The following is a 12,381-nucleotide window of genomic DNA, read 5'->3' on the forward strand; positions in this document are numbered from 1 at the left end:
ATGCGCTTACGAGCCCTGCTTGTCGCCTGCCTCGTCCTGTTCAGCACACCAGCCGCCGCGGTCGCCGCACCGACGGTTTCGCTGTTGCGGGACACGGAACTCGATCCCACGGCGCTGTACTTCGTCTCGTACGACGGCCTGGTGAACAACGAGTCCTACCAACAGGACGCGATCCTCAGCTATGCGGGATACCAGTACGCGACTTGGTACACCGCAGACCGCAGTGCCGTCATCGCGCGGCGGGCGCTGCCGAGTGGCGCCTGGCAAAAGATCGTACTGCCGCACAAGCTGAGCGCGAACGACTCGCACAACGTGATCTCGCTGGGCATCTCGCCGACCGACGGGCGCCTGCACGTCGCCATGGACACGCACAACACGCCGGTGTTCTACGTCAAGTCCGAGCCCGGCCTGGTGACGTCGCCGATGTGGTCCGCGGCCAGGTTCGGTCCGGTGCAGCGAACGCTGGACGGCGTGGACCTCGGCGCGATCACGTACCCGCAGTTCGTGGTCACGCCGGAACGACGCCTCCAGCTGAGCTACCGGACGGGCGGCTCCGGCAACGGAACCAACGAACTCGCCGAGTACGACGGAACGGAGTGGCGCAAGCTGGGCAAGTGGTCGTCCGCGACCGGGTCGTGGACCGCACCCAACGGTGTCACGAGCACGACACGCAACATGTACCTGCACGGGCTCACGTATGATCACAAAGGACGGTTGCACGCCGCGTTCACGTGGCGCGAAGGCAACACCGGCGTGCTGTGCAACTCAGGCGGCCTGACCAACCACGACACCGGGTACGTCTACAGCGACGACCGTGGCCGGACGTGGCGCAACAACACCGGAAACGCCGTCGCCACACCCGTGGCCGTGTCCCCGAACCTGGTGGTGGATCCGCTCGGTCCCAACCACGGCTTGATGAACCAGGAAAGCCAGGCGGTCGACTCCACCGGCACCCCGCACGTGATCATCAGCTACGTGCCGGGCCGGTTCACCCAGTGCGTCACCAGCTACGCGGCGGACCGCAACCGCTGGGCCCGTTCGTTCCACCTGACGCGCAAGGCCGACGGCTCGTGGACCAAGCGTGAGATCCCGATCCCGCCGAACGCCACCGGCCGGACCCGGATCGTCTTCGACCGCAACGACAACGCGTACCTCGTGATGCCGTACGGACGGATCGTCACGGCGTCGAAGGCCAGCGGCTGGACCGACTGGACGCTGGTGTTCGACCGGCCGGGCATGAACGTCTTCGGCGAGGTGACCGTCGACTACTCCAGAGTCGCCAGTGAAGGCGTGCTGTCCATGTTCTACCAACAGCGATCCGGCGGAACCACGCCGTCGCCGATCCGGGTCGCCGACTTCCGTCTGGGATAAGGAGAAATCGTGACCACACCGGTGACCGACCTGCTCAATCGGGCGCACGAGCTCGGGGCGGACCGGCGCAACACCAACTACGCGGGCGGCAACGCGTCGGCGAAGGGACTCGCGCCCGACCCGGTGAGCGGCAAGGACGTCGAACTGATGTGGGTGAAGGGGTCCGGCGGTGACCTCGGCACGCTCACCGAGGCCGGGCTGGCGGTGCTGCGGCTGGACCGGCTGCGCTCGCTGGTGGACGTCTATCCCGGTGAGGACCGGGAAGACGAGATGGTCGCCGCGTTCGACTACTGCCTGCACGGCAAAGGCGGCGCCGCGCCCAGCATCGACACCGCGATGCACGGCCTGCTCGACGCGTCCCATGTGGACCATCTGCACCCGGACTCCGGGATCGCGCTGGCCACGGCGGTCGACGGCGAGGAGCTGACCGCCAAGGTCTTCGGCGGCAGGGTCGGCTGGGTGCCGTGGCGGCGCCCGGGATTCCAGCTCGGGCTGGACATCGCCGAGCTCAAGCGGGCCAACCCGGACATGATCGGCTGCGTCCTGGGTGGCCACGGCATCACGGCGTGGGGCGACACGAGCGAGCAGTGCCAGGCCAACTCGCTGGAGATCATCCGGACGGCCGAGCGGTACCTGGCCGAGCACGGCAAATCCGACCCGTTCGGTGCCGAACTGCCCGGTTACGGCGCCTTGCCGCAGGACGAGCGGAGGGCCAAGGCCGCCCGGCTGTTCCCGGTGCTGCGCGGGCTCGCGTCCACCGACGTCCGGCAGGTCGGTCACTTCACCGACAGCCCCGAGGTGCTGGAGTTCCTGTCCCGCGCCGAACACCCGCGGCTGGCCGCGCTGGGCACGTCCTGCCCGGATCACTTCCTGCGCACGAAAGTCGCGCCACTGGTGGTCGACCTGCCCGGCACGGCGTCGGTCGACGAGATCATCGCGCGGGTCACCGAGTTGCACGCGTCCTATCGCGACGACTACGCGGCCTACTACCAGCGCCACGTGACACCGGACTCGCCGCCGATGCGCGGCGCGGACCCGGCGATCGTGCTCGTGCCGGGCGTGGGCATGTTCAGCTTCGGCCGTGACCCGCGGACAGCGCGGGTGGCGGGGGAGTTCTACGTCAACGCGATCAACGTGATGCGCGGGGCCGAGTCGGTCTCCCGCTACGAACCCATCCCGGAGTCGGAGAAGTTCCGGATCGAGTACTGGGAGCTGGAAGAGGCCAAGCTGCGCCGGATGCCGGAACCCAAGCCGCTGGCGACCCGGATCGCCCTGGTCACCGGCGGTGGCTCGGGGATCGGCAGGGCGATCGCGCACCGGCTCGCCGCCGAGGGAGCCGCGGTGGTCGTCGCCGACGTCAACGCCGAGGCGGCGTCCACAGTTGCCGGTGAGATCGGGGGCGTCGCGGTCACCGCGAACGTGACCGACGAGGACGCGATCGCCGAAGCGGTGAGCGCCGCGTGCCTCGCGTACGGCGGGCTCGACCTGGTGGTCAACAACGCCGGGCTCTCGGTCTCGAAACCGTTGCTGGACACGACGATCGAGGACTGGGACCGTCAGCACGACGTGATGGCCCGCGGCTCCTTCCTGATCTCACGCGAGGCCGCACGCGTGATGATCGCGCAGAAGATGGGCGGCGACATCGTCTACATCGCCAGCAAGAACGCGATCTTCGCGGGTCCGAACAACGTGGCGTACGGCTCGGCGAAGGCCGACCAGGCGCACCAGGTCCGGCTGCTGGCGGCCGAGCTCGGCGAGCACGGAATCCGCGTCAACGGCGTCAATCCGGACGGTGTCGTACGCGGTTCGGGCATCTTCGCGTCCGGCTGGGGCGCCCAGCGGGCTGCCGTGTACGGCGTGCCCGAGGAGAAGCTCGGCGAGTTCTACGCCCAGCGGACGCTGCTCAAGCGGGAGGTGCTGCCCGAACACGTCGCCAACGCGGTGTTCGTGCTGACCACCGCCGAACTCTCGCACACCACCGGCCTCTTGGTCCCGGTCGACGCCGGCGTGGCCGCGGCGTTCCTGCGCTGACGGGAGGGAATCATGGACCGCACACCGAAGATCGGACTGGTCGCGGGCGGGCTGGGCGCCTACTGGCCCCAGTTTCCCGGCCTGCTGCCCACTTTGCGGCAGTCCGCCGGGTATGTGAGCGAACGCATCTCCGGCTACGACGCCGAAATCGTCGACGTCGGGTTCATCTCCAACGCCCAGGAAGGCGCCGCTGCCGCGGAAAAGCTCAGGGCGGCCGGATGCGACCTGATCGTCGGGTTCCTCACGACGTACATGACGGCGACCATGCTCATGCCGATCGCGCAGCGGTCCGGCGCGCCCGTGCTGCTGATCAACCTGCAACCGACCGAGTCGATGGACCACGCCAGTGTCGACACTGGACAGTGGCTGGCGTACTGCGGTGCCTGTCCGTTGCCCGAGATGGCCAACGCGTTCACCCGGGCCGGCGTCGAGTTCCGCAGCGTTTCCGGCTATCTGCGGGATGAGCGGGCGTGGGCCAGGATCGGCAACTGGATCAAGGCCGCCGGCGTCCGCAAGGTCCTGCGCTCCGGGCGGCACGGGCTGATGGGCCACCTCTATCCCGGCATGTACGACGTCTCCACGGACCTCACCATGGTCAGCGCCCAGTTCGGCGGCCACGTCGAGGTGCTGGAGTACGACGACCTGCGGGTGCGGGTGGAGAAGGTGACCGACGCCGAGGTGGCCGCGAAGATCGCCGAGGCCGAGTCGGTCTTCGAGGTGACCGAGTCGGTGAACGCCGACGACTTCGCCTGGGGTGCCCGCGTGGCGGTCGGGCTGGACCGCCTGGTCGCGGACTTCGACCTGGACAGCCTGGCGTACTACCACCGAGGCCTGGACGGCGAGCAGCACGAACGGCTCGCCGCCGGGATGATCCTCGGCGCGAGCCTGCTGACCGCGCGGGGCGTCCCGGCGGCAGGCGAGTTCGAGCTGCGCACCAGCATGGCCATGCTGATCATGGACGTGCTGGGCGCGGGCGGCTCGTTCACCGAGTTCCAGGCCTTGGACTTCGACCGGGGACACGTCGAGATGGGCCACGACGGTCCCGGGCACCTCGCGATCAGCGCGGGGAAACCGTTGCTGCGCGGGCTGGGCGTGTTCCACGGCAAGCGTGGCTGGGGAGTGTCGGTGGAGTTCGACGTCGCGCACGGGCCGGTGACCCTGCTCGGGGTCGGGCAGACCCGCGACGGCCGGTACACCCTGGTGACCGCCGAGGGAACCGTGGTCGACGGCCCGCACATGAAGATCGGCAACACCACGAGCCGCGTGGACTTCGGCCGTGATCCCGGCGAATGGACCGACGACTGGTCGGCCAGCGGGGTCGGGCACCACTGGGCGCTGGGGACCGGCCACCAGGTCGCCGCGCTGCGGGCGGTGGCGAGCCTGATGGACCTGCCGCTGGTCGAGGTCGCTTGATGCGTTCGTTCGTCGCGGTCGATCTCGGGGCGAGCAGTGGCCGGGTCATGCTCGGCCACGCCGGCTCCGGGCCGATCGAACTCGAGGAGCTGCACCGGTTCGCCATCGGCCCGCAGTCCCGGCCCGGCGGCGGGCTGCGCTGGGACATCGCGAAGATCCACGCGGAGGCCGTCCACGGCATCCGGGCGGCCGCGCCCGCCGATCCGGTGTCGATCGGCCTGGACTCGTGGGCGGTGGACTACGGGCTGGTCGACGCGGACGGCAAGCTTGACGGTGACGTGCGCTGTTACCGTGATCCCCGGACACAGGGAGTTCGCTCCGGCATCGACGACCGGACCCTGTACGGCATCAACGGCCTGCAGCACCTGCCGTTCAACACGATCTACCAGTTGCTCACCGAGCCGCCGGAACGGCTCGCCGATCACACCATGCTGCTCGTCCCGGACCTGCTCGGCTACCTGCTGACCGGCGTGATGGGCGCGGAGGTCACCAACGCGTCCACGACCGGCCTGCTCTCCGCGTCCACCCGGTCGTGGTCCACGGAATTGCTTGCCCGCAGCGGCATCCCCGCGAGCCTCCTGCCGCCGCTGCGGCAACCCGGCGAGCACATCGGCCTGTACGAGTCGACACCTGTGGTGGCGGTCGCCTCACACGACACAGCGTCGGCGGTGGCGGCCATTCCCGCCACCACCTCGAAGTTCGGCTACATCTCGTGCGGCACGTGGTCGCTCGCCGGGTTGCGCCTCGACGCGCCGGTGCTCACCGAGCAGGCCAGGCTCGCCAACTTCACCAACGAGTCCGGTGTGGACGGAACAACCCGGTTCCTGCGCAACACCATGGGACTGTGGCTGCTCAGCGAATCACTGCGGGTCTGGAACGCCGAGCTGGCCCCGCTGCTGTCGGCCGCCGCCGCGCAGCCCGCGTTCGCCGCCGTGATCGACCCGAACGACGACGCCTTCCTGGCACCGGGCGACATTCCCGCTCGTATCGCCGGCCAGTGCCGCCGGACCGGGCAACCGCCACCGGCCACCCCGGCCGCGTTCGTCCGGACGATCCTGGAATCCCTGGCCCTGGCCCACGCCGCGACCCTGCAGACGGCGGCCGCCTTGGCCGGCCGGGACCTGGACGTGGTCCATCTGGTCGGCGGCGGTGCGCGTAACGAACTGCTGTGCCAGTTCACCGCGGACGCGTGCGGCCTGCCCGTGCTGGCCGGGCCGGTGGAGGCCAGCGCGACCGGCAACGTGCTGGTCCAGGCCCGGGCAGCCGGAGTGCACGCGGAGCCCCCGCCGCCCTTCAGCCGTTATGAGCCGAGCGGCGACCGCACCCGATGGCTGGCAGCGGCCCGCCGAATCGCCCTGCCCCTCTCGTGAGTGTTTATCAGTGTTCTAACCCTGATAAACACTCACGAGGGGGTTTACAGGGTTCGGCTGCTGAGGACTGCGGATTCGTCGATCTTCCAGCTGCCGTTCTGGCGGACCACGGTGTACCGGTGCCGTTCGCGCATCACCTTGCCGTCCTTGAAGTGGTACTCCACGGTGGCCTCGAAGTTGTTGCCCGCCACAGGGCTCACGCCGGACACCTGGACTCGCGCGATCCTGTTCCAGAAGCGTTGGTAGCCGCTCCGGCCGCCCGCGGGGTGCTGCTGGTACTTCGGCGTCAGCCGGGTCCACGCCTGGTCCAGGTTGCCGGGCATCAGCGCGTAGTACGCCGTGATCACGTCCGGCGTCGCGGTCAGGGCGTCGACGGGCGGAGGCTGGCTGGCGGCTGGAGGCTGGCCGGCGGGCGGGGGAGTGGCCGGCGCGGCGCCGGTGCTCCCGGTCGACGGTGCCGCGGGCGGGGAAGCGGTCGCGCTTGACGAAGACGGCGGAGCGGCTGTCTGCTCTGTCTGGTTTGACGGGATCATCAGGAAAGCCAGTACGCCTCCGGCGACCAGCAGCACCGCGGCGGCGATGAGCGCCGCGAGCCGTCGTCGCCGGGGTGGCTTGTCCTGCTCCTTCGGCTTTTCCTGCGGTGTGACGGGTTTGAGTTCGGTCGTGGGCTGCTCGGTGAGCACGGGTAACGCGGCGAGGGCGTCGCGGACTTCGCTCATGGTCGGCCGCATGGCCGGATCGGTGTGCAGCATCCGTTGCAGGACTTCGGTCAGCGGACCCGAGTTGGACGGTGGCGTGATCTCCCCGGACGCGGCCCGGTACAGCAAGGCGATGGTGTTGCCGCTCTGCCCGACCGGGGGCGTGCCCTCGGTGGCCATGTAGAGGCTCGCGCCGAGCGAGTACACGTCGGAGGCGAACGTCGCCCGCTCGCCTTTGGCCACCTCAGGAGGCATGTACGCGGGCGTGCCGAGAACCGTGCCGCTCGATCCGGTGGTGGCGTCCTCGACCGCGCGCGAGATGCCGAAGTCGGTGATCTTCGCCGTGCCGTCGTAGCCGAGCAGGATGTTGCTGGGTTTGACGTCGCGGTGCACGATCCCGGCGGCGTGCGCGGCGTCCAGTGCGTCCGCGAGTTGCGTACCGATCCTGCGCACGGCATCCGGCGGCAACGTGCCCTGGTCCTGAAGCACCTGCGACAGGCTGTGCGACCGTAAGTACTCCATGATCAGGTACGCCGTGCCGTCGTGCTCGATCACGTCGAACACCGAAACGACGTTTTTGTGCTGTAGCCGGGCGGCGATCTGGCCCTCCCGGACGGTCTGCCGCACCACCTGGTCGGTCCGCTCCCCGTCCAGGTGCGCGGGCACGAACAGCTGTTTCACCGCCACCTTGCGGTGCAGCCGCTCGTCGTACGCCTGCCATACGTCGCCCATGCCGCCGCGTCCCAGCTGTTCGGCCAACCGGTATCGCCCGGCGATGAGCTGGTCAACCTCGCCCATTTCCTGGGGGTTGCACTCGAAGGCGGCGCTGAAACGGGCCCGTTCGGCCCAATGCCCTGCCACCCGGGTAGTGGACGGTCGCGGAAAAACCGGTTCACCGTCCACTCGGGATCCCCTACACTCCTGCCGGACCACGCGCCGCGACGAGTGAAGGGAGCCGGCCATGCGTACTCAGCTGGTCGTTCTTGCTCCTCGGTCGCGCTACGAGGTGATCCTGATGTCTTCGGGCCGCCGGTGACGGCGGCGCGGCCGTCCCCGGACTCCGTGACGAAATCCTGACCTCCGCCCGCGCTCGCGCGGGTGCGGGCCGGTTTCGCCCGGTGAATCGCGCCGCCAGAGATCACTTCCCCGAAAGGGCTTTGTGCCGTGCGTACCGACCTGCACCTGACCGGCGTCCGGAATCTGGGCATCCTGGCCCACGTCGATGCCGGCAAGACCACCGTCACCGAAAGGATCCTCTATGCCACGGGCATGACCCACAAACGCGGCGAAGTCCACGACGGCACGACCGTCACCGACTTCGACTCCCAGGAACGCGATCGCGGCATCACCATCTTCGCCGCGGCCGTGAGCTGCGCGTGGGACGGCCACCGGATCAACCTGATCGACACGCCCGGCCACGTCGACTTCGCCGACGAGGTCGAGCGGTCGCTGCGGGTCCTGGACGGCGCGATCGTCGTTTTCGACGCCGTGGCGGGTGTCGAGCCGCAGAGCGAGTCGGTGTGGCGGCAGGCCGATCGCCACGGGGTGCCGCGGATCGCCTTCGTCAACAAACTGGACCGTGCCGGTGCGGATCTGGACACGGCCGTGCGGTCGATCCGGGAACGGCTGCACCCGGTGCCGCTCGTGGTGCAGTTGCCGATCGGCGCGGAGGACGGGTTCGTCGGCGTGGTCGACCTGCTGCGGATGCGGTCACTCACGTGGACCGACGAAACGGTCGAGGAAGGACCTGTTCCCGGTGCCCTGCTCGACGAGGCACGCCGTCGCCGTCGGCTGCTGGAGGAGACCATCGCCGAGCTTCACCCGGCGGCGCTGGAGGAGTTCTGCGACGAGTCGTCGATATCCGCGGCCACGATGGCGGCGGCACTGCGGGATCTGACCCGCACCGGTGAAGGACTGGTGGTGCTGGCGGGTTCGGCGTACCGCAACCGCGGTGTCGAGCCGTTGCTGGACGCCGTTGTGGCTTACCTGCCGTCTCCGGTGGACGTTCCGCCGGTGCGCGGCACGTACGACGGCGTCGACCGGGAGCGGGCGGCTGACCCGGAGCTGCCGTTCGCCGCACTGGTGTTCAAGGTGGATTCGGCCGCCACCGGCCGGATGACGTACCTGCGGGTGTACTCCGGCACGATCCGGAAAGGACAGGAGGTGAGGGACGTGGGCGCCCGGCGCGCCGAACGGATCGCGCGGATCCTGCGCGTGCAGGCCGACCGGCAGACCGAGATCGACAAGGCGACAGCCGGGGACATCGTCGCGGTGATCGGCGTCAAGGCCGCCCGCGTCGGAGCCACGCTCTGCGCGCCTTCGGCTCCGCTGGTGCTCGAACCGCCGCCGGTGGCCGATCCCGTGGTGACCGTCGCCGTCGAAGCGCGCCGCAGCGCCGACACGGAGAAGCTGGCGTCGGCGTTGGCGCGCCTCGTCGAGGAGGACCCCTCGCTGGTCGTCCGGAACGACGCGCAGACCGGCCAGACCGTGCTGTCCGGGATGGGCGAGCTGCACCTGGAGGTGTCGGTGGAGAAGATCCGCCGCGACCGTGGGCTGGACGTCATTGTCGGCCGGCCGACCGTGTCCTACCGGGAGACGGTCGTCCGCGGGGTGTCCGGGCTGATTTACCGGCACGTCAAGCAGGACGGCGGCGCCGGCCAGTTCGCGCACGTCGTGATCGGCGTCGAACCGTCCGAAGAGGACTTCGCGTTCGAGTCGGTCGTCGTCGGCGGGCGCGTGCCGCGCGAGTACGTCCGGGCGGTCGAGGCGGGGTGCCGGGATGCCTTGTCCGAAGGGCCGCTGGGCGGTCACCCGGTGACCGGGCTGAAGGTCACCCTGACCGACGGGGCGACGCACTCGAAGGACTCGTCGGAGATGGCGTTCCGCACCGCGGGCCGGTTCGCGCTCCGGGAAGCGTTGCGGTCCTGCGTGATGCAACTCCTGGAGCCGGTGGTCGAGGTCATCGTCACGGTGCCCGAGGACGCCGTCGGCGGCGTGATCGGCGACCTGTCGGCACGCCGTGGCAGGGTGTCGGGCTCGGTCACGCGATCCGGCACGTCGGTGGTCACCGCGGTCGTGCCATTGGCTGAACTGTTCGGTTACTCGAACAGGCTCCGCAGCCGTACGCACGGCCGGGGCACGTTCACCACCCGGCCGGCCGGCTACGCCCCGGTGTCCATCGAGGCGTCCGTCCGGTAGAAGCGCTGCCGGTTGCCGCACTGCGCGGCAACCGGCAGTCAGCCGTGGTCAGGCAGCTCGGCCCGGACGTCGGTGACCAGCCAATGGTCGTCGCCGAGCAGGGGCGCACCGTCGGCGAGGACCTCTTCGTAGAGCGCGACTGCCGCGGCCTCGTCGCCGCAGGCTCTGGTCCAGTCGGCCAGAAAGGCCTTGGCCTGCAGTGTCGTCAGGTGCGTCGGGCCCAACGTCCGGCTGGAGTCCACGACCAACTCGCCGGCCAGTTCCCTTGCCCTGCTGTGGTCTCCGGCGACGCCCACCGCCCGCATGTGGGTGAGCCGGTACGGCAGCGTCTGAGCGTGACTGTGGCCGTATGCTTCGTCGTTGAGAGCTATGAGTTGTTCCAGCACGGAGACCGCTTCGGCGGCGTCACCCGAATCAAGCAATGATCCGCCGAGGTTCCAGGCTGTGTCCGCGACGAAGGACCACGGAACGGCATCGATCGATTGCACCTGCTCCAGCAGGTCGCCGAACGCGGTCACACCGGCCGAAGACCCGTGCAGGTGCCGGGTCCACACCGCTTGTTCGAACCGGGCGTTCAGCGTCAGCAGATCGTCGGGACCAGTGCTCTCAGTGCTCCGGGCGACTACGTCGGTGGCGATACCCAGTGCCTCCTCGGCACTGCCACAGGCACCCAGTTCACGAGCCAGCGTCAGCCGCGAACCGAGTACCTGGGGATGATCGGGTCCCAGCAGGCGCTCGGCCTCGCCGGCGACTTGCCGGATCAGGTCCAACGCCCGTTCCGGATCGCCGTGCCCGCCGATCCGCTCGCCGATCATCCACGCCAGTTTGTGCCGCAACGCCACCATGTCCTCGGCAGGCACGCCGTCCTGGCCGTCAGCCAGACTGATCGTCCGCTCCAGCAACGGCAACGCGTCGGGGTGTCCGGCTTCGTCCAGGCTCTCGATCAGGGCCGCGGCGGCGGAGAACGATCCGGCGTCGATCGCTCTGCCGACGGCGGGAACGACGTGGTGTGCGTACCCGGCGTCCGCGGCGCGCCAGCCGATGTCGGCCAACTCGTCAGGGGCCAACCGCTCCAGCAGCGTCCGCCATGTCGCTTCCGGGATGACCGGGGCCGTCGGGTCGTTCGAGGTCTCGTTGACGAGGTAGTCGAACGCCTGGTGGGTTTCCGGGTCGATCAGGCTGCTGGTGGCGTGCAACGGTGTCGTCGCCCAGTCGTAGGCGTTCTCCCATGTGCCGGGCCGCAACACCGTGCCGCCGCGGTCGGCGAGGTACACCTCATGCAGGTCACGGAGCAAATCCAGATCCACGGGGCCATGACAGCCCGCCCGGCGGACATCCACTGCCGCTGACACCAACGCCGCTCCGCGTGGATCGGCGTGCGTCCGGCCCACCGGACGAGCCGACGCGGACCACGCGTCGTGCCAGTCCCGCAACAACGCGGGGCCGGCAGCCATCGTCTCGGCCACGCCATGGCGATCCGCGATCTCGACGGCCAGCGCGATCCGGGGATCGCCCGATTCGCGCGCCGCGGCCAACTCGGTTGACGACCACATGCGTTCGAGCCGGATCTCGGTGGTGATCGCGTCGAACACTTCGCGCGCGGCGCGCGCCGTGAGGCGTTCGGTCGTGCCCCTCCCGGAGTCGTAGCGGGAACTGAACTCGTCACGCAGATGCGCGCGCATTGTCGCCAGTACGACCACCCGATCACCCAAGTCACGGAGTGCGGCCCGGCTCAAGCCGCCGCCCGCGAGGTATTCGTCCAGATCGTCCAGCCACAGCACACTGGGCCGCTTCTGCCTGGCGGCGGCGATCCCCGCCGCGAGCGCGACCGAGTCCGCCGGCCGGACGCAGACGTGTCTCGGCAGACAGGCACGCATCGCCTCGAACGCCAGCCTGGTCTTGCCGGCGGTGGAGTCACCGACCACGAGCACAAAACCGCCGGTTCGTAACGCCGCTTCGAGTTCCGGCATGCGATCCCGCCGGACGAACGGGGGAACCTGGTCCGAGCCGTTGATCCGGGCCGCCGGGTGGACGCCGAGCCGGATCGGATCGGTGATCCTGTTGACCCGGGACACGTACAGCGAGCCCGGTTTCCGGTTCGCCCGTTCGGCGATGTGCGCACGTCCGCGCTCGGCGATCACGGCGACGATCGCGCCACCCGCGGCGACCGCTCCGGCAACCACGGCGCCGGTGTAGATCTTGCCGAGCCAGGTGAGGACCGCCGTGATCAGCGCGGCCCCGGCCACCAGCCACCAGCCCCGGACGATCCGCCGCATCGGCGCCTCCTGCCACGTGCCCGA

At 69.6% G+C, this 12,381-nt stretch carries 7 protein-coding genes; 5 read left to right on the plus strand and 2 right to left on the minus strand.

Annotated elements, in window-relative coordinates:
* From GC106_RS23285 to GC106_RS23300, 4 genes are read left to right on the plus strand one after another with little or no spacing between them, the layout of a single operon-like run.
* Window positions 1–1,371, plus strand: coding sequence for a BNR repeat-containing protein (locus GC106_RS23285; protein WP_173134480.1), 1,371 nt, complete (start codon window positions 1–3; stop codon window positions 1,369–1,371).
* 9 nt (window positions 1,372–1,380) lie between these two features.
* Complete coding sequence (locus GC106_RS23290) at window positions 1,381–3,402, plus strand: bifunctional aldolase/short-chain dehydrogenase (RefSeq protein WP_312872798.1); 2,022 nt, start codon at window positions 1,381–1,383, stop codon at window positions 3,400–3,402.
* A gap of 12 nt (window positions 3,403–3,414) precedes the next feature.
* On the plus strand, window positions 3,415–4,815 hold the full coding sequence (locus GC106_RS23295; RefSeq protein ID WP_173134483.1) for an L-fucose/L-arabinose isomerase family protein: 1,401 nt from the start codon (window positions 3,415–3,417) through the stop codon (window positions 4,813–4,815).
* Window positions 4,815–6,185, plus strand: a complete 1,371-nt coding sequence (locus tag GC106_RS23300) for a rhamnulokinase (RefSeq protein WP_173134485.1) — start codon at window positions 4,815–4,817, stop codon at window positions 6,183–6,185. Before GC106_RS23295 ends, GC106_RS23300 begins: the two co-directional genes overlap by 1 nt.
* Before the next feature lie 44 nt (window positions 6,186–6,229).
* On the opposite strand, the gene GC106_RS23305 is transcribed toward GC106_RS23300, so the two are convergent.
* Window positions 6,230–7,744, minus strand: a complete 1,515-nt coding sequence (locus GC106_RS23305) for a serine/threonine-protein kinase (protein WP_312872799.1) — start codon at window positions 7,742–7,744, stop codon at window positions 6,230–6,232.
* 303 nt (window positions 7,745–8,047) lie between these two features.
* Here GC106_RS23305 and fusA point away from each other — a divergent pair, with 303 nt between their 5' ends.
* Window positions 8,048–10,081 carry an elongation factor G gene (gene fusA / locus GC106_RS23310; protein ID WP_173134488.1) on the plus strand — a complete coding sequence of 678 codons (2,034 nt, stop codon included), beginning with the start codon at window positions 8,048–8,050 and terminating at the stop codon, window positions 10,079–10,081.
* 38 nt (window positions 10,082–10,119) lie between these two features.
* Here the strand turns inward: fusA and GC106_RS48010 are convergent, their stop codons facing one another.
* Complete coding sequence (locus GC106_RS48010) at window positions 10,120–12,357, minus strand: tetratricopeptide repeat protein (protein ID WP_246366632.1); 2,238 nt, start codon at window positions 12,355–12,357, stop codon at window positions 10,120–10,122.
* Window positions 12,358–12,381 lie beyond the last annotated feature (24 nt).

Origin of the sequence: Kibdelosporangium persicum (genome assembly GCF_013280595.1) — a bacterium.
Taxonomy (GTDB): domain Bacteria; phylum Actinomycetota; class Actinomycetes; order Mycobacteriales; family Pseudonocardiaceae; genus Kibdelosporangium; species Kibdelosporangium persicum.